Below are 26,230 nucleotides of genomic sequence, written 5' to 3'. Positions count from 1 at the left end.
CTGGAGCGAGAACACGTGTCTGCCGACCGCATGAGCACCGATGCCGGGTCCCTCGGAGTGTCCCTCGCTGTCATCGGCATGTCCTGCCGTCTTCCGGGCGCACCGAACCCGTGGGAACACGGGGACCTGCCGGCTCGGCGACGGGTGGAGACGTCGCGGCCGCAGGCTGCGCCGGCGGGGCGCGGGCGGCGGGTGCTCCTCGCGCTCGGCCGGGAGGCGCTGAAGGCCGCGGGTATCGCACCGGGTGAGCTCCGGGGCGGTGAGCAGGCGTTGTTCCTCGGTCTCCCGGACAGGGACCGCGCCACGGGCCTGCACGGACTCACCCCGACCGTCACCACCGGCGCCGCCGCCGCGCTGCGGGCCGTGCTCCTGGCCTCGCGGAGCCTGGGCGACGGCCTGACCGACGTGGCGCTCGCGGCCGGGGCCGAGGGCGGCGACGACGCCGTCGGCATCGTCCTGGTGCTCAAGACGCTCGCCCGGGCCCGGGCCGACGGCGACCGCGTACGAGCGGTGCTGCACGTCGGTGGCGCCGACTGCGCGGACGGACCGGAGGGCACGGGCCCGGCGTCCGGCGTGGCGGACCTGCACCAGGCCGTGGTGTCCGCCGAGCGCGGCCGGCCCACGCCGAGCCTGACCGGTGGGGGGTGCCGCATCAGCGTGGAGGGGACGGTCGAGGACGCCGCGGAAGCGGACCGCGCCACCCGCCTCCCCGGCTTCCGCACCTCGACGGTCCCCGTGATCGTCTCCGGGACCGTCCAGGACGACGTACGGGCGCGGGCGCGACGTCTGATCGCCCACCACCGGGAGAACCGGCCCGCCCTGCGGGACATCGCCCTGTCCCTCGCGGCCTCGCACACCTCCTCCGACCCCGCCCTCGTACGGCACCGGACTGTCGTGTGGGCCGACAGCGACCGGCAACTGGTCGATGAACTCGCCGCGTTCGCCCGCGGCGACCGGAGCACCGGCCGGGTCACCGGCAGCGCCACGGCGCGGGACCGGGCCGTCTTCGTCTTCCCCGGCCAGGGCTCCCAGTGGATCGGTATGGCGGCCGGGCTCCTCGACGACTCCGACGTGTTCCGGGAGGCCATCGACGAGAGCGCCCGGGCACTCGCCCCCTACATCGACTGGTCTCTGGAGGATGTGCTGCGCGGTGCACCCGGCGCCGCGTCCCTCGACCGTGACGACGTCGTCCAACCTGCCCTGTTCGCGGTGATGGTCGCCCTGGCCGCGCTGTGGAAGTCCTTCGGGGTACGGCCCGCTGCCGTGCTCGGGCACAGCAACGGCGAGATCTCCGCGGCCGTCGTGGCCGGTGGCCTGTCCCTGGCGGACGGGGCGAGGGTGGTCTCCCTGTGGAGCAAGGCTCAGGCTCGGCTCGCGGGCCGGGGCGGGATGATCTCCGTATCGGCGCCGCTGGAGTCCCTGGAGGCGAAGCTCGCCCCGTGGGGGGACCGGATCGCCGTCGCCGCGGTCAACGGGCCGCGGTCGGTGGTCCTCTCCGGCGACCGTGACGTCATCGACCACCTGCTCGAAGAGCTCCCCGCCGAGGGGGTGACGGCCAAGCGGATCCCTGTGGACCTCGCTGCCCACTCCCCGCACATCGAGGAGCTGCGCGAGGAGATGCTCACCGGGCTCGCGCCGATCCGGCCCCGCAGATCGGGCGTGCCGTTCCACTCGACCGTCACCGGCGACTTCCTCGACACCAGCGCCCTGGACGCCGACTACTGGTTCTCCAACCTGCGCGGCACGGTGCGGTTCGAGGCCTCCGTGCGCGCGCTCGAGGCCGATCACCAGGTCTTCATCGAGGTCAGCCCGCACCCGGTCATGACCATGGCGCTCCAGCAGACCCTGGACGACCTGGAGTCGGACGCGGTCGTCGTGGAGTCGCTGCGCCGCAACAAGCCCGGATCCCCCCGGTTCCTCGCCTCGCTGGCGCGCCTGCACACCAGCGGCGCCACGGTGGACTGGCGGCCCGCGTTCGGTCCGGACGCCTCGCTCACCGAACTGCCGGCGCACGAATCTCCGGCGGGCGACGAGGCACCGGCCGACGTCGCACCGGAGACGGCCGGCGACCGCGGGGCGGCGGACGTGGACTCGCTCCTGGAGCTGGTCCGCGCCGAGACCGCCGTGGTCATGGGGTTCGACGCGGACACCGAGTTCGACGGCACGGGGGCGTTCCGGGATCTCGGCCTCGACTCCGTGCGCGCCGTCGAGCTGCGCAACCGCCTGGTCGATGCCACCGGTCTGCGGCTCCCGTTGACGCTGCTCTTCGACCATCCCTCCCCGGAGCGGCTCGCCCGGCACCTTGCCGCGCAGCTCACCGGCACCGCCACTGCGCCCGCGCCCGCAGCACGGCTGCGCGGCGATGCGGACGAGCCCATCGCCATCGTCTCCATGGCCTGCCGCTTCCCGGGCGATGTGGCCTCCCCTGAGGACCTGTTCCAGCTCGTCCTCGACGAGAAGGACGTCATCTCCGGCTTCCCCGTCAACCGGGGCTGGCCCCTCGACTCGCTCTTCGACAGCGACCCGGACCGCGCCGGCCGCTCGTACACCCGCCAGGGCGGGTTCCTCCACGACGCGGACGAGTTCGACGCCGAGTTCTTCGGCATCAGCCCGCGCGAAGCCCTCGGCATGGACCCGCAGCAGCGCCTGATCCTGGAGTCGGTGTGGGAGGCCCTGGAGCGGGCCGGAGTCGATCCGGCCGCACTGCGCGACAGCAGCACCGGGGTCTACCTCGGCGCGCTCGCACAGGATTACGGGCCGCGGCTGCACGAAGCGGACGACAGAGCCGGCGGATATCTGCTCACCGGCAACTTCACCAGCGTGCTCTCGGGCCGCGTCGCGTACACCTTCGGCCTGCGCGGCCCCGCCGTTACCGTGGACACCGCCTGCTCCTCTTCCCTGGTGTCCGTGCATCTGGCCGCGCAGGCCCTGCGCGCGGGTGACTGCGAACTGGCCGTGGCAGGCGGCGTGACGGTGATGTCGAGTCCCGGCATGTTCGTGGAGTTCAGCCGTCAGCGAGGACTTTCGCCGGACGGCCGCTGCAAGGCGTTCGCCGAGGGCGCCGACGGTACGGGCTGGGCCGAGGGTGTGGGTGTGCTGCTCCTGGAGCGGCTCTCCGACGCGCGCCGCAACGGCCACGAGGTCCTGGCGGTCGTCCGCGGCTCGGCGGTCAACCAGGACGGCGCGAGCAACGGGCTCGCCGCGCCCAGCGGTCCGGCTCAGGAGCGGGTCATCCTCGACGCCCTGGCGCACGCCGGGCTCTCCCCCTCGGACGTCGACGCCGTCGAGGCGCACGGCACCGGCACCCGCCTCGGCGACCCCATCGAGGCACAGGCCCTCCTCGCCACCTACGGACAAGGCCGGGATGCCGAACGACCCCTGTACCTGGGCTCGTTGAAGTCCAACATCGGGCACTCCCAGGCGGCAGCCGGGGTCGGCGGAGTGATCAAGATGGTGCTCGCCATGCGGCACGGGACCCTGCCGCGCAGCCTGCACCTGGACGAGCCGACCTCGCACGTCGACTGGAGCGACGGCGCGGTCCAGCTGCTGACCGAGGCGCGGCCCTGGCCCGAGACCGGCCGTCCGCGCCGCGCGGGAGTGTCCTCGTTCGGTATCAGCGGCACCAACGCCCACGTCGTCCTGGAGCAGGCGTCGCAGGAGTCCGGCGCCGGTCCGGCCCCCGCCGAGGACGGCGCACCGGGGCCGTGGCTGCTCTCCGGCCGCACCGAGGAGGCGCTGCGTGGTCAGGCCGAGCGTCTGCGCGCCTTCGTCGACACGGATCCACGGCTTCCCCTGGCCGATGTCGGCCTGACGCTCGCGAGCGCACCCGCGCGCTTCGCCCGCACCGCCGCCCTCGTCGCCCAGGACCGCGAGGGCTTCCTCGACGGCCTGACCGCGCTCGCCGACGGCGTGCCCTCCGCCGCCGTGACGCGGGGCCCGGAGGCCGCGCCGGGCAAACGCCGTACCGCGTTCCTCTTCACCGGACAGGGCAGTCAGCGGCCCGGCATGGGCCGTGAACTGTACGACAGCGAGCCCGTGTTCGCCGCCGCGTTCGACGAGATCTGCGCCCACTTCGACAAGCACCTGCCGGCGCCCCTCAAGGACATCGTGTTCGCGGCGGACCGGGACGGCCCCGAGGCCGCCGCGCTGCACCGGACGGTCTTCACGCAGCCTGCCCTGTTCGCGGTGGAGGTCGCGCTCTTCCGGCTCCTCGAACACCACGGCGTCACCCCCGACCGACTCCTGGGCCACTCCGTCGGCGAAATCGCCGCCGCCCACGCAGCAGGCGTCCTCGACCTCACCGACGCCTGCACCCTCGTGGCCCACCGAGGCCGCCTCATGCAATCCGCCCCCACCGGCGGCACCATGACAGCAATCGAAGCAACCGAAGAAGAAATCCGCCACTCCCTGACCCCCTACACCGGACGCCTCGACCTCGCCGCCGTCAACGGACCCACCGCCACCGTCATCACCGGCGACACCGACGCCGCCACCGAACTCGCCACCACCTGGAAAAACAAAGGCCGCAGAACCACCGACCTCAAAGTCAGCCACGCCTTCCACTCACCCCACATGGACGGCATCCTCAACGACTTCCGCACCATCGCCACCACCCTCACCTACACACCCCCACGCATCCCCCTCATCTCCAACATCACCGGACACACCGCAACCACCGAAGAACTCACCGACCCCGAATACTGGGTCCGCCAACTCCGCACCACCGTCCGCTTCGCCGACGCACTGCACACCCTTCAGGACGACCGGGTCACCACATACGTGGAACTGGGCCCGGCGCCCGTCCTCTCGGCCATGGTCCGGGACTGCCTCGGCGAGGACGGGCCGCAGCCGATCGCCGTCCTGCGGCCCGACCGGTCCGAGGCGCACACCTTCACCACCGCCATCGCGCAGCTCGCACTGCACGGCTTCGCCCTGGACACGCAACGGCTCTTCCCCGGCGCCCGGCGGACCGTGCTTCCCACCTACGCCTTCCAGCGGCGGCGCTACTGGCTGGACACCCCCGTCCCTTCGGGGAACGCCGCGGACCTCGGTCTCGCACCCGCGGGTCACCCGCTGCTCGGCAGTCTGACGAGCCTCGCCGCAGGCGACGGACTGCTGCTCGCCGGCCGGCTCTCGCCGCACACGCATCCTTGGCTCGCCCAGCACGTGATCGGAGGGGCCGCGCTGCTGCCCGGAGCGGCCGTCGTGGAGCTGACCGTCGCCGCGGGCGACCGGGCCGGGCGCGGCAGCCTACGTGAGCTGGTTCTGGAAGAACCGCTGTTGCTGCCGGACGAGGGCATCCGGGTTCAGATCACCGTGGACCCCCCCGATGCGGCGGGCGAATGCTCCGTCGCCATCCACTCGCGCCGGGAGGCTCCGACGGCCCGAGAAGCCTGGGACGAGGGCGAGTGGATTCGGCACGCCTCGGGCGTCCTCGCCCCGACCGGCGCCCAGGCGGCGGCCGACCGGGGCACCTGGCCCCCGTCGGGTGCCCGCCCCCTCACCCATGAGGGCCTGTACAAGCGTCTGGCCGATCTGGGCTATGCCTACGGCCCGGCCTTCCAAGGGCTGCGCGCCGCCTGGCAGTCGGGCACGGACCTGTACGCGGAGGTCGCGCTGCCCGAGGAGCTGCACGGGGAGGCCGCCGACTACGGCATCCATCCCGCGCTCCTGGACGCGGCCCAGCACGCGCTCCTGATCGGGCTGCTGCCCGCGGGCGGCGAAGACACCGGTGACCTGCGTCTGCCGTTCTCGTACCGCGGCGTCACCCTGCACGCCTCGGGGGCCACCCGGCTGCGGGTACGCCTGGCCCGTGGCGAGGGTGAGAGCGTCGCCCTGACCGCCACCGACCCGGCCGGGCAGCCCGTGCTGTCCGTCGACTCCCTGACACTGCGCCGGGTGCCGGCCGACCGGATCGCCACACGCAGCGCGGCCCTCGACGGGCTGCACCGCCTGGCGTGGCAGCCGGTGTCGGCCTCGATGCCCGCCACCGGCGCCCGCCCCACCGGCCTCTGGGCCGTACTCGGTGCCCGTGTCGCAGGGCTCCCCGCCGTTCCGTATCGGAACCTCGACGCCCTGGACGAGGCCCTCTCCGCCGGTGAACCGGTCCCCGATGTCCTGGTACTGCCCTGCCGCACCCCGGACGAGCGCCTCCATGAGGTGTCGGCGACCCGCACCGTGGTCCGCGAGATGCTCACCGTCGTACGACGGTGCCTCGCCGACGTGCGCCTGCGGTCGACGACCTTCCTGCTCCTCACCCGTGCGGCGGTCGCGGTGGGCGGCGAGGACGTCCACGATCTGCCCGCCGCCGCCGCGCACGGGCTGCTGCGCACGGCGGCGAGCGAGCACCCGGGCCGCTTCGCGCTTCTGGACACGGACGGCGACGACCCCGCCCAGCTGGCCACGGCAGCCGCCTTCGCCACCACGGGCGCCCTCCAGCTGGCCCTGCGTGACGGCACCCTGCTGACTCCCCGGCTCACCCGCACCCCAGGCCCGCAGCACACCGTGGCCGCGCTCGCCCCGGAGGGCACCGTCCTGATCACCGGCGGCACCGGTGGTCTGGGCAGCCTGGTGGCCCGGCACCTGGCCGACCGGCACGGCGTACGGCACCTGCTGCTGTGCAGTCGTAGCGGCCGGGCGCCCGGCCTGGTGGCGGAACTGGCCGAGGCGGGCGCCACGGCCACGATCGTGGCCTGCGACGTCACCGACCGCGAACGCCTCGCCGAGGTGCTGGCCGCCGTACCGCCGGAGCACCCGCTGACCGCGGTGATGCACACCGCGGGCGTCCTGGCCGACGCCACCTTGGACAATCTCGGCCCCGACGCCGTCGACCGGGTGCTCGGCGCCAAGGCCGACGGCGCTCGTCACCTGCACGAACTCACCACGCACATGCCGTTGGCCGCGTTCGTGGTGTTTTCCTCGATCGCGGGGCTCCTCGGCAACCCCGGCCAGGGCGCCTACGCCGCGGCCAACGCCCACGTCGATGCGCTGGCACAGCATCGCAGGGCCCATGGGCTGCCCGCGACGTCGCTCGCCTGGGGGCTGTGGGACCCCGCGGCAGGCGGCATGGCCGCGGAACTCTCCGGTGCGGACATCGCCCGGTGGGGCCGCAACGGCGTCCTGCCGCTGACCGCGGAACGCGGCATGGAGCTGTTCGACGCGGCTCTGGCCACGGGCGAACCGCTGCTCGTCCCGGTCGAACTCGACCCGGCCGCGCTGCGTGCCCCTGCCGCGACCGTGCCCGCACTGCTGCGCTCGCTCGCATCTCCGGTCCGACGCCGGGCCCACACCACGACCGCCGAGGGCGGCACCGACTCCTGGGCAGCGCGGACCTCCGAACTTCCGGAGGCCGAGCGCCGGCGTGCGGTGACGGAACTGATCCGTACGACGGTGTCCACCGTACTCGCGCTGCCGGACGCCTCGGTCCTCGCCGCGGACGCGGCCTTCCGCGACCTCGGTCTCGACTCCCTGACCGGCCTGGAACTGCGCGGCCGTCTCGGCGCGGCCACGGGGGTCGGGCTGTCCGCCACGGTGGTCTTCGACCATCCCACCCCGGCGGCCCTGACCGACCACCTCATGGCGCAGCTCGACCGGACGACCTCCTCCGGGCCGTACACACCCCGGGGAACGACGGCACCCGTCCCCGCGGTGGCGGACGATCCCATCGTGATCGTGGGAATGGCCTGCCGCTACCCGGGCGACGTCCGTTCCCCGGACGACCTGTGGCAGCTCGTCGCCGACGGCACCGACGCCATCGGCCCCTTCCCGGAGAACCGCGGCTGGGACGTCGAGAACCTCTACGACCCGGATCCCGACAAGGCCGGGAAGTCGTACACACGGCACGGCGGCTTCCTCTACGACGCGGACCGCTTCGACGCCGAGTTCTTCGGCATCAGCCCCCGTGAGGCCGCGGGAATGGACCCGCAGCAGCGGCTCCTGCTGGAGACCAGCTGGGAGGCCGTGGAAAGCGCGGGCATCGCGCCCACGGCCCTGCACGGCACCCGCACCGGCGTGTTCTGCGGCGTCATGTACAGCGACTACACCTCGCGGCTTCCGGCCACCCCGCAGGGCCTGGAGGCCTACGGGTTCACGGGCAACTCGCCGAGCGTGGTCTCCGGTCGCGTCTCGTACACGCTGGGTCTCAGGGGCCCCGCGATCACGGTGGACACGGCGTGCTCCTCCTCGCTCGTCGCCACCCACCTGGCCGCGCAGGCGCTGCGCAACGGCGAGTGCGAGCTGGCTCTGGCCGGCGGCGTCACGGTCATGTCCGCGCCCAGCACGTTCATTGAGTTCAGCCGCCAGCGCGGCCTCGCCACGGACGGCCGCTGCAAGGCGTTCTCGGACTCCGCGGACGGCACCGCCTGGAGCGAAGGTGTGGGTGTGCTGCTCCTGGAGCGGCTCTCCGACGCGCGCCGCAACGGCCACGAGGTCCTGGCGGTCGTCCGCGGCTCGGCGGTCAACCAGGACGGCGCGAGCAACGGGCTCACCGCGCCCAACGGCCCCTCGCAGGAGCGGGTCATCCTCGACGCCCTCGCGCACGCCGGGCTCTCCCCCTCGGACGTCGACGCCGTCGAGGCGCACGGCACCGGCACCCGCCTCGGCGACCCCATCGAGGCACAGGCCCTCCTCGCCACCTACGGACAAGGCCGGGATGCCGAACGACCCCTGTACCTGGGCTCGTTGAAGTCCAACATCGGGCACTCCCAGGCGGCAGCCGGGGTCGGCGGCATCGTCAAGATGGTCCAGTCGATGCGGCACGGCATCCTGCCGCGCACTCTGCACATCGGCGAGCCGACCTCCCACGTCGACTGGGACGAGGGTGCGGTGGAACTCCTGACGGAGGCCAGGCCCTGGCCCTCGGGCGGGGGACCGCGGCGCGCGGGAGTGTCGTCGTTCGGTGTCAGCGGCACCAACGCCCATGTCGTCCTGGAGCAGGCGCCGGAGATTCCCACCGCCCCCGGGGAGACCGGTCTCCCCGGCCTGCTGCCCTGGGTGATCTCCGCGCGCGGCCCGCAGGCGCTGCGCGCCCAGGCCGCGCGGTTGCGTCCCCTTGCCGCCGGCTCGGGCGAGTCCGGCGACGCCACCGCCCTCGGCCGGTCGGACCTCGACATCGGCCACTCCCTGGCCGCGTCCCGCTCCACCCTGCCGGACCGGGCCGTGGTCCTCGCGGCGGACCGCCCCGAACTGCTCGCCGGACTGGACGCGCTGCGACGCGGCGAACACGCGCCGCACGTGGTGACCGGCAGCGCGACAGCACCGGCCCGTACCGCGTTCCTCTTCACCGGACAGGGCAGCCAGCGGCCCGGCATGGGCCGTGAACTGTACGGGCGTTTCCCGGTGTTCGCGAAGGTCTTCGACGAGATATGCGACCGCATGGAGTCCGTCGCTGACATCTCCCTCAAGGAGCTGGTCTTCGCCGATGAGGGCAGCCCGGAAGCGGCGCTGCTCGACGAGACCCGGTACACGCAGCCTGCCCTGTTCGCGGTGGAGGTCGCGCTCTTCCGGCTCCTCGAACACCACGGCGTCACCCCCGACCGACTCCTGGGCCACTCCGTCGGCGAAATCGCCGCCGCCCACGCAGCAGGCGTCCTCGACCTCACCGACGCCTGCACCCTCGTGGCCCACCGAGGCCGCCTCATGCAATCCGCCCCCACCGGCGGCACCATGACAGCAATCGAAGCAACCGAAGAAGAAATCCGCCACTCCCTGACCCCCTACACCGGACGCCTCGACCTCGCCGCCGTCAACGGACCCACCGCCACCGTCATCACCGGCGACACCGACGCCGCCACCGAACTCGCCACCACCTGGAAAAACAAAGGCCGCAGAACCACCGACCTCAAAGTCAGCCACGCCTTCCACTCACCCCACATGGACGGCATCCTCAACGACTTCCGCACCATCGCCACCACCCTCACCTACACACCCCCACGCATCCCCCTCATCTCCAACATCACCGGACACACCGCAACCACCGAAGAACTCACCGACCCCGAATACTGGGTCCGCCAACTCCGCACCACCGTCCGCTTCGCCGACGCACTGCACACCCTCACGCAGGACGGCGTCACCGGCTTCGTCGAACTCGGCCCGGACGCCGTCCTCACCGCCCTCGTGCCGGCCGGCGGGGGCGACGGCATCACCGCGACGCCACTGCTGCGCCGGGGCCGCGACGAAGTACGCACCTTCACGACCGCACTGGCGCGGAGCTACGCGGACGGTGCCGAGGTCGACTGGAGCGGATTCTTCCGCGGCGGCCGCACCGTGCCCCTGCCCACCTACCCCTACCAGCGCGAGCGGTACTGGCTGAGCGCGCCGGCCACGCCCGCGGCCCACGTCGCCGAACGCGCCCACCCGGTGCTCGACGAGGGTGTCGAACTGGCCGGCGGACGGGGCCTGCTGTACACCGGGACCCTCGATGTACGGGCACAGCCCTGGCTCTTGGACCACGCGGTCGCCGGTGCCGTGACGCTGCCCGGCGCGGGCGTCGCGGAACTCGCACTGCATGCCGCGCGGCGCACCGGTGCGGGCCACGTGGCCGAGCTCGTCCTGGAACAGCCCCTGACGCTCGAACAGACCTGCGCGGTCCAGCTCATGGTCGACGCCCCGGCCGCCGACGGCAGCCGCTCCCTCACTCTTCACTCCCGCCCCGGCACCGGGCCGGCAGGCGAGTGGACCCGTCACGCGACCGGCACTCTGGGGGCCGCGGGCACCGGGGAGCCGGCGCACCTCTCCTCGTGGCCGCCCCGGGAGGCGTCTGCGGTCCCGCTCGACGGCCTGTACTCCCGCCTGTCGGAGCGGGGCTACCACTACGGGCCCGCCTTCCGGGGACTGCGCGCCCTGTGGCGCCACGGAGCCGATCTGTACGCGGAGGTCGTGCCGCCCGAGGAGGCGGGCGGTGAAGGTTTCCTGCCGCATCCGGCCGCCCTGGACGCCGCCCTGCACGCCTTGCTCGGTGGCGCCGGGGACGACCCCCGGCTCCTCGTGCCCTTCGCGTGGAGCGGCCTGACGCTGCACAGCGGCGCCGACGGCAGCGGACCGCTGCGCGTGCGCCTGCGGCGCGGCGACGGCGACACCTATTCCCTGCTCGTCGCCGACGGGAGCGGGGTGCCGATGCTCGGCTCCGACGAGCTCGCGCTGCGTGAGCTGACTCCCTCCACCGGCGGGCCGGTCGAGGCCACCTCGCTGTTCGCCCTGCACTGGCCCGGCCGGACGCTCGACACCGCCGCTCCGACGGCTCCGTGGGCCGTGGTCGGCCCGGACGGCGACGAGCTCCGCAACGCCGTCCGGGTGGACGGGGTGACCGTGCGTGCCCACGCCCGTCTCGACGAGCTGAGCCACTCCCTCGACGACGGCGGGGAAGCCCCCGCCGTCGTCCTCCTCACACTCGGTGGGTCCGCCGCACACAGCGGACCCACCGCGACCGGCACGCCCGCCGCCTTCGGCGGTACGGGCGGAGCCACTGGGCCTGCGGCACACCGCACAGCCCACTCCCCCGGTGGGCCCACCGAACCCGATGGGCCCACCGGGACGAACACCCAGGACGTCCTCGGCGTCGTGCAGCGCTGGCTGGCCGACGAGCGGTTCTCCGCAAGCCGGCTCGTGGTGCTCACCCGGGACGCGGTCGTCACGGCCGAAGGCGAGCGCCCGGACCCGGCACGTGCCGCGGTGTGGGGCCTGGTCCGTGCCGCCCAGTCGGAGCACCCGGGACGATTCACCCTGATCGACACCGACAGCCGACCGGAGTCCGTCCGCGGCCTCGTAGCCGCCGCCGCATCGGATGAACCACAACTCGCCATCCGCAACGGCACCTTCCTGGTTCCTCGGCTGGGCGCACACACGCCACGTCCCACCGGCGCCACCCCGTTCGACCGGCACAGCCGCGTCCTGATCACCGGCGGTCTCGGCTCCCTGGGGCGCCTGACGGCCCGGCACCTGGCGGAGCGGTACGGCGTTCGGCAACTGGTGCTCACCGGGCGGCGCGGGCTGAGCACCCCGGGCGCCGCAGAGTTCGTCGGTCAGCTCGAGTCGAAGGGTGTCCAGGTGACCGTCACCGCCTGTGACACCGCCGACCGTGCCGCGCTGGCCGCCGTCCTGGACGGGCTCACGCAGCCGCCCACCGCGGTGGTGCACGCGGCGGGCGTCCTCGACGACACCGTCGTCGAGGGACTGACCCCCGGGCGCCTGGACGCCGTCCTGCGGCCCAAGGCCGATGCCGCCGTCCATCTGCACGAACTGACCCGGCATCTGGAGCTGTCCGCGTTCGTTCTGTTCTCCTCCCTCGCGGGCATCCTCGGCACCGCGGGTCAGGGCAACTACGCGGCGGGCAACGCCTTCCTCGACGCCCTGGCCCACCGGCGCCGTGCCGAAGGGCTGCCCGCCGTGTCGTTGGCATGGGGGCTGTGGGCCGACGAGGCCGCGGCGGTCCCCGGGGGCGGTCTGGGCGGTGACCTCGGCGCCGGGGACCTGCGGCGCCTGTCCCGCTCCGGTGTCGCCGCGCTGCCCGTCGACGAGGGCCTCGCCCTGTTCGACGCCGCCATCGCGGACGCCGCCCCCGTCCTGGTGCCCGCCCGGCTCGATGTGAGCGGACTCGACGCAAAGTCGGCTCCGGCCGTCCTGCGGGCCCTCGCCCCGGCTGCGGTCCCGCGCACGGCGGCGAGTGCGCGGCCCGCCGCAGACCGGGCGGCCACGCTGCGCGACCGCCTGGCCGAAGCTGCTCCCAGCGAACGGCGGCACATCGTCCTCGAAGCCGTACAGGCCGAGGCGGCGGCCGTTCTCGGGCACGCCGCCCAGAACCGGGTCGCGGCGGGCAGCCGCTTCCAGGACCTGGGCTTCGACTCCCTGACCTCCCTCGAACTGCGCAACCGCCTCAGCTCGGTGACGGGTGTACGACTGCCGCCCACACTCGTCTTCGACCATCCCAGCCCCGGCGCCCTCGCCGACCGCCTCACCGCCACCCTGGCCGACGAGGTGGACGAGGCCGACGAGACGGACGCCACCGGGGACACCGGTGCCGATGGCCCGGAAGGCGCCGGCGGACCGGGCGAGGACAACCTCCTGGACACGATGACCACCGATGAACTGGTCCGCCTGGCGCTGGGCGCAGGCCGCATCGATCAGACCCGGCACGGAAGCGATGGAGAGACACGATGACGGCCACGTCCCATGAGCAAGTCGTCGACGCACTGCGGACCGCGTTGAAGGACAACGAGCAACTGCGGGCGTCGGCCGAGCGGCAGGCCGAGCGCGAGCACGGGCCGATCGCCATCGTCGGCATGGCCTGCCGCTACCCCGGCGGTGTCTCGTCCCCGCAGGACCTGTGGCACCTGGTCGACGACGAGGTCGACGCCATCGGCCCGTTCCCCACCGACCGGGGCTGGGACCTCTCCTCCCTGTACGACCCGGACCCGGAGCGGCCCGGGACGTCGTACGTCAAGGAGGGGGGATTCCTCCACGACGCCGGCGAGTTCGACGCCGAGTTCTTCGAGGTCTCGCCGCGTGAGGCACACGCGATGGACCCGCAGCAGCGGCTGCTCCTCGAAACCGCGTGGGAGGCCTTCGAGACCGCCGGGCTCGACCCGGCGGCGCTGCGCGGCAGCCGCACCGGCGTCTTCGTGGGCACCATGTACGACGACTACGCCTCTCGTCTCTCCCCCGCGCCGGCCGAGTACGAGGGCTACCTGGGCCTCGGCAGCGCCGGCAGCGTGGCCTCGGGGCGGCTCTCCTACACCTTCGGGTTCGCGGGGCCCGCGCTGACCGTGGACACGGCCTGCTCGTCGTCCCTCGTGGCGCTGCACCTGGCGAGCACCGCGCTGCGCCGGGGCGAGTGCACCCTGGCCCTGGCCGGGGGCGCCACGGTCATGGCGACACCCATGCCGTACGTGGAGTTCAGCCGCCAGCGCGGGCTCTCCTCCGACGGGCGCTGCAGGTCGTTCGCCGCCTCCGCGGACGGCACCGGCTGGTCCGAGGGCGCCGGGCTGCTTCTGCTGGAGCGGCTCGAGGACGCCCGCCGTCTGGGCCACCCCGTGCTGGCCGTGGTCAGGGGCTCCGCGATGAATCAGAGCGGCGACAGCAACGGCCTGACCGCGCCCAGCGGCCACGCCCAGGAACTCGTCATCAAGCAGGCCCTCGCCGCCGCCGGCGTCTCCCCGGCCGAGGTCGACGCCGTCGAGGCGCACGGCACCGGCACCGCGCTCGGCGACCCCATCGAGGCGAGCGCGCTCCTCGCCGCCTACGGCACGGACCGTCCGTCGGACCGCCCCCTGTATCTGGGCTCCCTCAAGTCGAACATCGGCCACACCCAGAGCGCCGCCGGGGTCGGCGGCGTCATCAAGATGACGATGGCACTGCAGAACGGCCTGCTGCCCAGGACGTTGCACGCGGATGAGGCCACGCCCCATGTGGACTGGTCCCAAGGGGTGTTGGAGCTGCTGACCGAGGCGAAGCAGTGGCCCGCGTACGGGCGTCCCCGGCGGGCTGCGGTGTCCTCGTTCGGTATCAGCGGCAGCAACGCCCACGTCATTCTGGAGCAGGCCCCCGAGCCCGCCACCGAAGCGGCGCCGGTGCCGTCCACCGAGGCGGTGCCGGTACCGCTGCCCGTCGTCCCGGTCGCCCTGTCGGCGCACAGCCCAGCCGCACTGCGCGCCCAGGCGGCCCGCGTGCTCGACCTTCTGACCGCGGAGCCCACCACTCCCGTGGGCGTCCTCGACCTGGGCTTCTCCCTTGCCACCACCCGCGGTCACCTCACCCACCGCACGGTCCTGCTCCCGGAGGGGCGCGAGAGCCTGCTCGACGGCCTGCGCAGCATCGCGGAGGACTCCGGCACCAGCACCGCCGTACGGGGGAAGGCCGCCGAGGGACGCAACGCCTTCCTCTTCGCCGGGCAGGGCGCCCAGCGGTCCGGCATGGGTCAGGAGCTGTACCGCACCTTCCCGGCGTTCACAGCCGCTTTCGACGCGGCCTGCCGCGAACTCGACCGGCGTCTCGACCGCCCGTTGCGCGAGGTCGTCTTCGCCGCCGAAGGTTCCGCCGAGGCCGCGCTGCTGCACCGCACCGAGTACACCCAGCCTGCGCTCTTCGCCTACGAAGTCGCCCTTTTCCGTCTCTTCGAGTCCTGGGGGATCACACCCGGCGCCGTGATCGGGCACTCCGTCGGGGCGCTCGCCGCGGTGCACGCCGCGGGCGTGCTCTCCCTCGCGGACGCGGCCGAACTGGCCGTGGTCCGTGGCCGGATCATGCAGCGCCTTCCGGAGGGCGGCGCCATGGTGGCGCTGCGTACGGACGAGGACACGGCCACCGCCCTGATCGCCGGACGCACGGACCGGGTCTCCCTCGCCGCCGTGAACGGTCCGGCCGCCACCGTGCTCTCCGGCGACCGGGACGAACTCGTCTCCCTGACAGCCGAGTTCGAGAGCTCCGGCGGCAAGGCCACATGGCTGAAGGTCAGCCACGCCTTCCACTCCCCCCTCATGAAGCCGGTTCTCGACGAACTGCGCACGGCCGTCGAGGGCCTGACCTTCCGGAAGCCGAAACTGACGGTGATCTCGGATCTCACGGGTCAGCCGGCGCAGCCGGACGCGTTCGCGGATCCGGAGTACTGGGTGCGTCACGCCGCCGAAGCGGTCCGCTTCAAGGACGGCGTCCAGTCCCTCGCGGACCTCGGGTACGACCGGTTCCTGGAGGTGGGCCCGGCGGGCGACCTCACCGCGATGGCCGCGGACTGCCTCACCGACGGGCCCGCCCCGGAGCTGATCCCGGCCCAGCGCCGCCGACAGCCGGAGGCCACCGCCCTGCTGACCGCGGTGGCCCGGCTGCACGCCGTGGGCGCCGACGTCGACTGGGCCGCCGTGTTCGAGGGCCGTGGCGCCCGCAGCGTCGCGCTGCCCACCTACCCCTTCCAGCGCCGCCGCTACTGGCTCGATCTGCCCGAGCGCACCGGTGACGTGCGCGCTGCCGGACTGACCGCGTTCGACCACCCGGTGCTCACCGCCATGGCCGACCTTCCGGAGCCCGAAGGTGTCCTGTTCACCGGACGCCTCTCGCACACGGCGCTGCCCTGGCTGGCCGACCATCAGGTGGCGGGCCAGGTGCTGCTGCCCGGCGCCGCCCTGCTCGACCTGGTGGTGAGCGCCGCCCGTGCGGTGGGCTGCGACCTGGTGGAGCAACTCGTCGCGGAAGCCTCCCTGGCCGTACCGGAGGGCGCGGAGGTCGAACTGCGGGTCTTCCTTGCCGGGCCCGGCACCGACGACAGCCGGGCCGTCACCGTGCACGCCCGCCGCTCTGACGCCACCGGCCCGTCCGCATGGACCCGCCACGCCCACGGCTCCGTCTCCCGGCGGGGGCCGGACGGGGACACCGGCCCGCAGGACGGCCTGCCCGGGGACGCCGTCCCGGTGGACGTACGGCCCGAAGACCTCTACACCGCGCTGGCGGCCGCAGGGCTGCGCTACGGACCGGCGTTCCGCGGCGTCCGGGCGATGTGGCGGCACGGCACGCAGACGTACGCCGATGTGACACTGCCCGACGGGATCGGGTCCGGCCCGCACGCGCTGCATCCCGCGCTCCTGGACGCCGCGCTGCATCCGCTGGCGGCCGAGGGCGTCGACGGCTCTGCTGGCGTGCTCCCCTCCGTCTGGACCGACGTGCGCGTCCATGCCGTCGCCGTCGGCCGGATCCAGGTCCGCCTGACCCCCACAGGGGCGAACACGGTCTCCGTCGCGGTCACCGGCCCCGACGGCGGGCCGGTGGCCTCGATCGGCTCGCTCGCCCTGCGGCCGGTTCCGGTCGCGGACGCCGGTCCCGGCGACGAGGACGCCTCCGACGGCCTGTTCCTGCCGCGCTGGACGCCGCTGTCCGAGCTGCCCGCCGTCGCACCGGCCGAGCGCCGGGTGGAGTTCGGGCCGGACGACAGCCAGTACGGCCGGGTCGCCCTCGCCGCGGCCCTCGCCGCGGGAGATCCCGCCCCCCGGACGATTCTGCTGTCCTGCCCGGCTCCCACGGGCCACACGGCGGCGGCCGTACGGGAATCGCTGAACGACGTCCTGAGCACGGTCCACTTCTTCCTCGAGAGCGAGCAGCTGACGGGCACCCGCCTCGTGATCGCCACGCGCGGAGCCGTCTCCGTCGACGGTGAGAGCTCACCGCCCGCGCAGCCCGCGCACCGTGCCGTGTGGGGCCTGCTGCGCTCCGCCCAGGCCGAGCATCCGGGCCGTTTCGTGCTGCTCGACGAGGACGGCACCACCGCCTCCCGCGAGGCCCTCGGTGCTGCCCTGGCCACCGGCGAGCCGGAGCTCGCGCTGCGCGGCGGCACCGCGTACCGGCTCGTCCTGGACCCCCACGCACCGGCGGCTTCGCTCCAGCCGCCCGCCGGGCAGAACTGGCGACTCGGCCACCTCGCCGAGAAGTCCTTCGCCGACCTCTCGATGGAGCCCTGGCCCGAGGCGGAGCAGCCGCCGGGGCCGGGCCGGATCCGGGTACGGATGCGTGCGGCCGGGCTCGACTTCCGCGAGATGCCCCTCGCGCCGGACGTCGTACAGGGCACAGCAGGACCGGACGCCGCCGGCCCGGGCGCCGAGGGTGCCGGTGTCGTTGTCGATGTGGGTGACGGCGTCACCGACCTGCGACCCGGTGACCGGGTCCTCGGCCTGTTCCCCGGCGTGGGGCCGATCACGGTGACCGACCGCCGCCTGGTGTGCCCGATACCCGACGGCTGGTCCTTCCGCCGGGCAGCCGCGGTTCCCGTGGCCTATCTGACCGCCTACTACGGCCTGGTGGAGCTCGCGAAGCTGCGCGCGGGCGAGACGGTGCTCGTGCACGAGGGGACGGGCGGGGTCGGCACCGCCGCTCTCCAACTCGCCCGCCACCTGGGTGCCGTGGCCCACGCCACCGCGAGTCCCGTCGAGTGGGACGCTCTGCGCGCGGCCGGACTGCCCGACGAGCGCATCGCCTCCTCCCGGACGCCCGCGTTCGAGCAGCGGTTCCTGGACCACACCGGCGGCGCGGGCTTCGACGTCGTCCTCAACTGCCTCGCCGGGGAGTACGCCGACGCGTCCCTGCGCCTCCTGCCGCGGGGTGGCCGGTTCCTCGAGAGGGGCAAGGCCGATCCTCGCGACCCGCACGAGGTGGCGGCGGCGTACCCAGGTGTCGACTACCGGGCCCTCGACATCGAGGAACCGGACCCCGATCGCATCCAGGAGATGCTCCGCACCCTCGTCGGCCTGTTCGAGGAGGGCGTCCTGCAGCCACCACGGGTGCCGGCCTGGGACATCCGCAGCGCGCCCGAGGCCTTCCGGTACCTCGCCGACGCCCGGCACACCGGCAAGGTGGTCCTCGACCTGCCGGTCCCCGACGAGGCCTGGGACACCACGAGGGCGGTGCTGATCACCGGTGGCCTCGGCTGGCTCGGCCGGATCACCGCCCGGCACCTGGTGGAGCGGCACGGTGTGCGGCAGCTGGTGCTCATGGGCCGCGGCGCCCCCGGACCCGACGCGGCCCAGGCCGTCGCGGAGATACGCGGCCTGGGCGCCGATGTCCGCACGGTGGCCTGCGACGCCGCCGATCGCGACGCGCTGGCCGCCGCACTCGACACACTCGCCCGTGAGGGCGTGCGGATCGGCGGTCTCGTCCACGCCGCGGGGGTGCTCGAGGGCGGAGTCCTGACCGATCTGACCGCCGACAGCTTCGAACTGCCGTTGCGTCCGAAGGTCGACGCGGCGCTCAACCTGCACGAGCTGACCGCGGATCTGGACCTGTCCATGTTCGTCGTCTTCTCCTCCGTGGCGAGCACCCTGAACTCCGCGGGGCAGGGCGTCTACGCCGCCGCGAACGCGTTCCTGGAAGGGCTGATGGAGCAACGGCACGCCACGGGCAGGCCCAGCGTGTCCGTGGTGTGGAGCCAGTGGGACGTGGCGGGCGGTATGGGCAGCACCCTCACCGACGCCCAGGTCGCCCGAATGGCCCGGCTCGGCATCCTGCTGATGTCCATCGACCAGGGCCTGGCCTTCTTCGACGCGGCGGTCCGCCGGAACCGGCCGGTGGCCGTGGCGGGGCGCTGGGACGTCGACGCCCTGGCCGCTCAGCACCGCGACGGCACCCTGCCGCCACTCCTGGAATCCCTGTTGCCCAGCGGGCTGGAGCGGCTCGCGGAGCACGCGGACGATTCCGCGACGCCGTACGCGCAGGACACCGAGTCCTCGGGAGACGACGAGGACGTCCTCCTCGGGCGGCTCGTCGAAGAGCTTGCCGGGGTGCTCGGCCACGCGTCCGCCGCCGCCCTCGACCCGGACCTCGCCTTCGACCACGCGGGCGTGGACTCGCTGGCCGCGGTGGAGTTCCGCAACCGGCTCACGGCCGCCACCGGACTCCGGCTGCCGGCGACCTTCATCTTCGACTGGCCGACCCCGCGCGAACTCGCCGCTCACCTGGCGGAGGAACTGGCGCCGTCCCAGGACTCCGGCACTCCGTCGCCGCTGCTGGCGGACCTCGCCGGCTTCGAGGCCGCGTTCGCCGAACGGACCCGGACCCTCGCGGGTGCCGAACGTGACGCCGTACGGGAGCGCCTGGGCCGTCTGCTCGACCGGCTGGCCACCACGACCGAGAACGGAACCTCCACGTCATGACGGAGCGCAACGCCACCTCGTCGCCCGCCCCGGCAGAGGGCGACGAGGCGCGCTGGATACGGGTCTTCCACCGCAAGCAGCACAGCTCCGCCCGGCTGGTGTGCTTCCCGCACGGGGCCGGCACCGCGCACGCCTTCACCGGCCTGTCGGGGGCGCTGCCCGAGGACGTCGAACTGCTCGCCGTGCAGTATCCCGGCCGGGAGAACCGCAGGTCCGAACCCTTCGCCGCCGACATCGCCGCACTGGCCGCAGGAGTGGCCGACGCTCTTGCCCCGTACGCCGACCGCCCCCTGTTCCTCCTCGGACACAGCATGGGCGCGCTCGCGGCCTTCGAGACGGCCCGCCTCCTGGAGCAACACGCCAGCGTGGCCCGGCTGTTCGTCTCCGCCGCCCGTCCGCCGTCGCAGGACTGGGAGGAGCCCGACCTCGACGCGAGCGGTGACGAGGTGCTCGTGGACGGTCTTCGCACTCTGGGCGGAGTGCCCGAAGCGCTGCTCCAGGACCCGGACTTCCTCGATGAGATCCTGCGCATGCTGCGCGCGGACCACCGGCTGCTGCGCCACTACCGGTGTTCCGAGGACACCACCCTCACGACCCCGCTCACCGTGCTGCTCGCCTCCGCGGACCCGAAGAACAGTCTCGAACAGGTGCAGGGCTGGACCCGCCACACCACGGCCGGACGCTCCGTGGAGATCCACTCCGGTGGCCACTTCGCGCTGACGGAACGCGTCTGCGAGGTGGCGAAGCTGCTCACCCGGTACATCCACGACGACCTGGCAGCACACACCGCGGGCGTCCCGGCCGACCTGGTGCGGGAGATCTACCTGGCGGGCCCTGACGCCCGCGCGGACCAGCTCACCACCGACCTGCTGGGTCTGGAGGAGGAGGCCCGCAGGGCACTGCCATCGGCCGTGTACAGCTATGTGGCGGGCAACGCCGGAACTGGGGCGACGGGTCGCGCCAACCGCGAGGCCTTCGACCGGTGGCGACTGGTGCCGAGAGTGCTGCGTGGAGTCACCCACCGTGACTTCTCGGTTCCCCTCCTGGGCCGGCGGCTGTCCGCTCCCGTCCTGCTGGCGCCGGTCTCCGCCCAGACCGTCGTCCACCCCGAGGGCGAACTCGCCGCCGTACGCGGCGCGGCCGACGCGGGCCTGCCCTTCATCCTGTCGTCCTTCTCCTCCCACAGTCTGGAGGAGGTCGCGGCGGCCGCGGGCCCCGGACCTCGCTGGTTCCAGCTCTACTGGCCTTCGGACGACCTCCTGGCCACGTCCTTGGTCCGCCGGGCCGAGGCGAGCGGCTACTCGGCTCTGGTCCTCACCGTCGACAACCCCGCCTTCGGCTACCGGCCCGCGGACCTCGACCACGGCTTCCTGCCGTTCGTGAACGGCACCGGTCTCGCCAACTTCACCAGCGACCCCGTGTTCCGGGCGGCGCTGCCCCCCGGCGCCGACACGGCGGCGGTCGTCGGACACTGGGCGAGCATCTCCGGCAACCCGTCCCTCACCTGGGACCGGCTCCCCTGGCTGCGCGAACTGACCGGCCTGCCCATCCTCGTCAAGGGAATCCTGCACCCGGACGACGCCCGCCTCGCGCTGGCACACGGCGCGGACGGGATCGTCGTCTCCAACCACGGCGGACGTCAGCTGGACGGCACGATGGCCGCTCTCGACTGCCTGCCCGCGGTGCGGGCTGCCGTCGGGGACTCCGTCCCCGTGCTGATGGATTCCGGCGTGCGCACCGGCAGCGACATCGTCAAGGCACTGGCCCTCGGCGCCGACGCCGTCCTGTACGGCAGGCCCTACCAGTACGGCCTGGCGCTCGGCGGGCGCCGCGGTGTGCACCACGTACTGCGGTGTCTGCTCGCCGAGTTCGACCTGGCGCTGACGCTGACGGGCCGGGGCGACGCCACGGCCATCTCCCCGGATCTGATCGCCCCGGCAGGTCCCCTCGCCGCGTCGGTGACGTCCCACGGCTCTGCGGCACATCGCGGTTGACCGGAACAGACACGAGCACACGTCGACCGGCCGCCTTCGAAGGCGGCCGGTCGGATTCCGGCTATCGGCTATCGGCTATCGGCTATCGGCTATCGGCTATCGGCTGCGGTAGCGGTCCGCGAGCAGTTCCAGTTCCCGGACCACTTCACCGGGTGCCGGCTGCGCGAGCAGCTCTTCACGCAGCCGCCCGGCACCCTCCCGGAACGCCGGATCGTCCAGGAGCCGCACGAGGTGCTCCCGGATGCGCGCCCCGCTCGTCTCCTCCGGCTCGTCCGCCGGGATCCACACCCCGGCTCCGGCCTCCTCCAGACGCGGGCCGCGCTCGCCCACGTCAGGGACGACACGGCTGATCATCAGCTGCGGCACCCCGAGGGCGATCGAGACGAGGAAGGCGGGCACCCCTCCGTGATGGATGACCGCCGAGCACGACGGGATGACGGAGTGCAGTGCGACGAACTCCACCATTCTCGTGTTGTCGGGAACGCGCTCCAGTTCCTTCTGCAGTTGCGCGGACAGGGTCAGCACCAGCTCGATGTCGAGGTCGGCGACGGAGTCCAGCATCCCCTGCAACTGCTCGACGGACAGGGCCTGCCCCGCCGCGTCCTTCTCCTGACTCACGCCGAAGGTGGCCAGGACGCGCGGCTTCGACGGCTCGTGGCGGGCCCAGCCCGGCACGGCGGAGGGCCCGTTGTACGGAAGGTAGCGGACGGGGACATGAGGGACGTCCGATTCCACCCGCATCGAACCCAGCATCTGCTCGATGGTGAAATGCCCGGTCACCATCTCCTCGGAGAACGGCTTGCCGTACTTCCGGGCCCAGTCTCCGAGCCACTCCCCCAGGGCGTCCTCGCGGTCCTGGGGGGCCTGCTCCCCGCGGACCCGCAGAAAGTGCCGCCGCATCCGGATCTCCACGTCGAGCTCGATCGGCATGCGCGCGTGGGCGGCCCCCACCGCGGTGGCAGCGATCGAACCGGCGTGGCTCAGGGAGTCCCAGACGATCAGGTCGGGCTTCCACCAGTGGCAGTACTCCACCAGTTCCTCGACCATCGAGTCGTTCATGGCCTTGAAGGTTCCGGTGAGGTAGCGGTACAGCCAGCGCAGGCGTTCCCAGGTGAGCTCCTCCTCCCGGTTCTCGGACACATCGCTCAGGAGGTCGTCCGGCGCCCCGTGCTCCTCGGCGATCCGCCGGAACATGTCGGCCTGCGACCGCTCCAACTTCGCGAGGACGGGCTCGTCGCAGCCGACAGGGACCGCTGTCAGGCCCGATCTGGTGACGACCTCGGTCAGTTCCGGACCACTGGCGACACGCACCTCGTGCCCGGCCGTCTGCAGGGCCCAGGCCAACGGCACGGAGGCCTGGAAGTGGGTCCGCCAGGGGAATGTGACAAACAGGACACGCATAGCGGTTGTCTCCTCCGTGGGCCGCGTCCTCGAAAATTCTCGCCGCTCCGTCTTCTCCGGCCCGTGGCCGGACAGGCAGCCGTACCCGCCGTGGAACCGGAGCGCTTGATCAGCGCGGGAAACCCGCGTCCGTGGGGTCCCTCGTACGGCCTCCTGTCCGGCCGTCGTGGCAAAGATGGTGATCAGCTCCGTTCAGCTCCTCCGGGGCGCGCCGGGTTCCGGGTCGGGATCCGCGGCCTGCGCGTCGAACCCGCCGAGGTGGAGTCCGTGCCGGCCGGCCGTCCGGCGATGGTCAGGACGGGTCCAGAGAGAGCGCGTGCCGGAAGACGTTCCGGGGGTCGTACGTGTTCTTCACCTGCTGAAGCCTGGAGTGATTGCCCTTCCAGATGATCTCGTACCACGGCACGCCGCTCCGGTTCTGGTGCGGATCACGCAGATCCACGTCCGCGTAGTTGATGTACCCGCCGTCCTGCTGGCCGTTGGGCACCGGGAATCCGCCGGTCGCCGCGTGGACGTTCCTGCGCAGCGTGCGCAGCCACTCGACCTCGGCCTCGTCGTGTGCCGGGTCGACCCAGACGGACGTGTACCACAGCTTCATGATGGAGTCGCGCTGGGGGATCGCCCTGGCGGAGGGCTCGACGGTGTTGATCGCGCAGCCGTAGGCGGCCAGGTACACCAGGCCGATGTTGAGGTGGTCCGGATCGGTCAGGGACCGGTACATCGCGGCTATCTGGCTTGGGGTGAACACCTCGCGCATGTGCCCGCCGGTGGTCTTCTGCCGCGTGTAACCCGGGTGGACGGCGGTCGGTTCGAGGGTGATGTCCAGCCAGCTGCCCTCGGTGACGTCAACCATCGGCTCGGCGCCGACACCCTCGGAGACCGCGGCGATGTAGTCGTCGTGCAGCTGGTCCGTCTCGGCCAGGGTGGCGTCCATGCGGATCTCCAGTTGCACCCAGCCGGCGGTCGTGGAGTACAGGTTCAGCGAGCTGTGCATCACGGAGTACGGCGAGCCGGGGTCGCTGTGCGCCGCGTGCCAGGCGTTGTGGTTGGTCACCAGACGGGTGAAGCCCGCCTCGGTCAGCCCGGACCAGGGCCAGGACACGACGGTGTCCCGCATCCGTGAGGGCGGTGCGGGCAGCAGCGAGGACGGGCCGCCGGTGGCCCGCGGGGTGCGGAACCAGAATTTCGTGACGATACCGAAGGCGCCGCCGCCCCCGCCGGTGTGGGCCCACCACAGGTCGCGGTGCGGATCGTCCGGCTCCCGCGTCGCGACGACGGTCCGTGCGGTGCGACCCCTGCCCGCCACGACGACCTCGACGGCGTACAGATGGTCCACGATGAGGCCATGCCGGCGTGACAGCGGACCGTACCCGCCTCCGCTCACGTGGCCGCCCACGCCCACCTCGGGGCAGATGCCACCCGGCACGGTGACTCCCCAGCCCTCGTGGAGCGCGCGGTAGACATCGCCGAGCCGGGCGCCGGCCTCGACGGCGAAGGCGTTCATCCGTGGGTCGAAGGTGACACCGGTCATCTCCGACACGTCGACGAGGAGACGGAACTGCGGGTCGTCCACCAGGCGATCGAAGCTGTGGCCTCCGCTGCGGACCGTGATGCGCCGGTCGTGGGCGATGGCCTTGTTCACCGCCTGCTCCACCTGGCCGGCGGAGCTCACGAGCCAGATCTCGTCCGGTGTGGCGGCGAAGCGGGTGTTGCAGCCCCGTCCGGCGAGCTCGGTGTAACGGGGGTCGCCGGGCCGTACGATCACACTGCGCCGGCCCTGAGCGGTTGCCGAAGCAGCCGCGGGCAGGAAGCCCGCGGCTGCGCCGGTGGCGGCCGTCGCGGAGCCCAGGAATCTGCGTCGCGAAACCATGCTGATCCAATCTGTGCTGAATTCGGGGCCCTCACGGCACGAAGGCGTACGGGGGCCGGCCCGGCCTTCGTCCAGGTCCGCGCCGGGACACCTCGCCCCACTTCCCCACGGCTGTCAGGTGGTGAGCATCGACAGTTTCGAGACACCCAGTACGTCTTCGAGATCCATGAACTCCGGCGGGCTGTCCGGGTCCGTGCGCAGCTTCGGGAAGCGCTCCAGGAGGACGTTCACGCCGACGCGCCCCTCCAGACGGGCCAGCGGTGCGCCGATGCAGAAGTGGATCCCGCGGCCGAAGCCCAGCTGCGGGTTGGGGTCGCGGTCCGGGTCGAACACGTGGGGACGGGCGAACTGGCGCTCGTCCCGGTTGGCCGCACCGAGCCAGAGCCTGACGAGGCTCCGCGCGGGGACCTTGACCCCCGCCAGTTCCGTGTCGGCGACCGTCGCGCGGACCGAGCCCGCGAGCGGGCTCAGGAACCGCAGGGTCTCCTCGACCACTCCCGGGGCGAGGCCGGGGTCGGCCCGCAGCCGCGCCATCTGCTGCGGGTGGGCGTCCAGGCACAGCAGCATGTTGCCGATCGTCGCACTGGTGGTGAGGTGTCCGGCGACGAGGAGTTCCCTGGCGAAGTTGACGATGGCGCTCTCGCTCAGGTGCTCGCCCTCGATCTCCGCCTCCACGAGCTTGGTGAGCAGGTCGTCCTGCGGCTTCGAGCGGCGCTCGACGACGTGCTGACGCAGGTAGTCCATCAGCTCGGGCACCTGCCCCATGGCCGCCACGACGTCGGCGTCGTCCCGCTGCACGCCCGCGGTCTCCACGGTCACCTCGCCGGCGGCGGTGACGATCTGGTCGACCCAGCGCTTGAAGAGGTACCGGTCGCTGTGCGGCACCCCGAGCATGTCGGCGATCACGATCACCGGCATCGGGTAGGCCAGGTCCTCGACCAGTTCCAGGCCGTCCTTGCCCTCCGCCGCGTCGAGGAGCTCATGGGTGATCCTGGTGATCCGCGGTTCGAGGTCGGCCACCATCTTCGGTGTGAACGCACGGCTGACGATCTTGCGCATCTTCGTGTGCTTGGGCGGGTCCGCCGCGCTCAGCGCACCGTCGCTCAGCGCCTCGCCCTCATCCGCCTCCCCGAGCAACAGCGCTTCCACATTGGACGAGTACGTCTTCGGGTCGCCGTAGACCTGAACGCACTCGGCGTGCCCGTACACATGGACCACACCGCTGTCGTCGATCTCGACGGGCCGCTCCGGCCACCTGTCCCACATCCAGAAATACGCCGGGTTCACTCCCCAGCGGTCAGCGAGTTGCGTCACGCGCTCGTTCCTCTTCTTCTCTTCGGATCCGCAAA

General features: G+C 72.8%; 6 protein-coding genes. 3 read left to right on the top strand and 3 right to left on the bottom strand.

Annotation, left to right across the window (positions count from 1 at the left end):
• The first annotated feature begins 15 nt into the window (after positions 1-15).
• Genes QFZ75_RS27275 through QFZ75_RS27265 form a run of 3 tightly spaced genes read left to right on the top strand, consistent with a single transcriptional unit; the run spans position 16 to position 21,610 of the window.
• The gene (locus tag QFZ75_RS27275; protein WP_307540975.1) at positions 16-13,152 is read left to right on the top strand and encodes an SDR family NAD(P)-dependent oxidoreductase; all 13,137 of its coding nucleotides are present in this window, start codon (positions 16-18) and stop codon (positions 13,150-13,152) included.
• Complete coding sequence (locus tag QFZ75_RS27270) at positions 13,149-19,616, top strand: type I polyketide synthase (protein ID WP_307540974.1); 6,468 nt, start codon at positions 13,149-13,151, stop codon at positions 19,614-19,616. Before QFZ75_RS27275 ends, QFZ75_RS27270 begins: the two co-directional genes overlap by 4 nt.
• Positions 19,613-21,610 carry an alpha-hydroxy-acid oxidizing protein gene (locus QFZ75_RS27265; protein WP_307540972.1) on the top strand — a complete coding sequence of 666 codons (1,998 nt, stop codon included), beginning with the start codon at positions 19,613-19,615 and terminating at the stop codon, positions 21,608-21,610. Before QFZ75_RS27270 ends, QFZ75_RS27265 begins: the two co-directional genes overlap by 4 nt.
• Before the next feature lie 96 nt (positions 21,611-21,706).
• Here the strand turns inward: QFZ75_RS27265 and QFZ75_RS27260 are convergent, their stop codons facing one another.
• From QFZ75_RS27260 to QFZ75_RS27250, 3 genes are all read right to left on the bottom strand, one after another.
• Entirely contained in the window at positions 21,707-23,011 is a 1,305-nt protein-coding gene (locus QFZ75_RS27260; protein WP_307540969.1) for an activator-dependent family glycosyltransferase, read from the bottom strand.
• A 292-nt stretch (positions 23,012-23,303) separates the two neighbouring features.
• The gene (locus QFZ75_RS27255) at positions 23,304-24,881 is read right to left on the bottom strand and encodes an FAD-binding oxidoreductase (protein ID WP_307540967.1); all 1,578 of its coding nucleotides are present in this window, start codon (positions 24,879-24,881) and stop codon (positions 23,304-23,306) included.
• Between the two features lie 114 nt (positions 24,882-24,995).
• Positions 24,996-26,195: a cytochrome P450 gene (locus tag QFZ75_RS27250; RefSeq protein WP_307540965.1), complete on the bottom strand. Its 1,200-nt coding sequence runs from the start codon at positions 26,193-26,195 to the stop codon at positions 24,996-24,998.
• Positions 26,196-26,230: the final 35 nt, after the last annotated feature.

This window comes from Streptomyces sp. V3I8 (assembly GCF_030817535.1).
Lineage (GTDB): Bacteria > Actinomycetota > Actinomycetes > Streptomycetales > Streptomycetaceae > Streptomyces.
The sequence above is the reverse complement of the archived record's forward strand: the minus strand, read 5'-3'. Positions and strand labels throughout refer to the sequence as shown.

Coding starts and splice junctions, on each gene's coding strand:
- QFZ75_RS27270 (WP_307540974.1), top strand. CDS start 13,149: ATGACGGCCACGTCCCATGAGCAAGTCGTCGACGCACTGCGGACCGCG.
- QFZ75_RS27265 (WP_307540972.1), top strand. CDS start 19,613: ATGACGGAGCGCAACGCCACCTCGTCGCCCGCCCCGGCAGAGGGCGAC.
- QFZ75_RS27260 (WP_307540969.1), bottom strand. CDS start 23,011: ATGCGTGTCCTGTTTGTCACATTCCCCTGGCGGACCCACTTCCAGGCC.
- QFZ75_RS27255 (WP_307540967.1), bottom strand. CDS start 24,881: ATGGTTTCGCGACGCAGATTCCTGGGCTCCGCGACGGCCGCCACCGGC.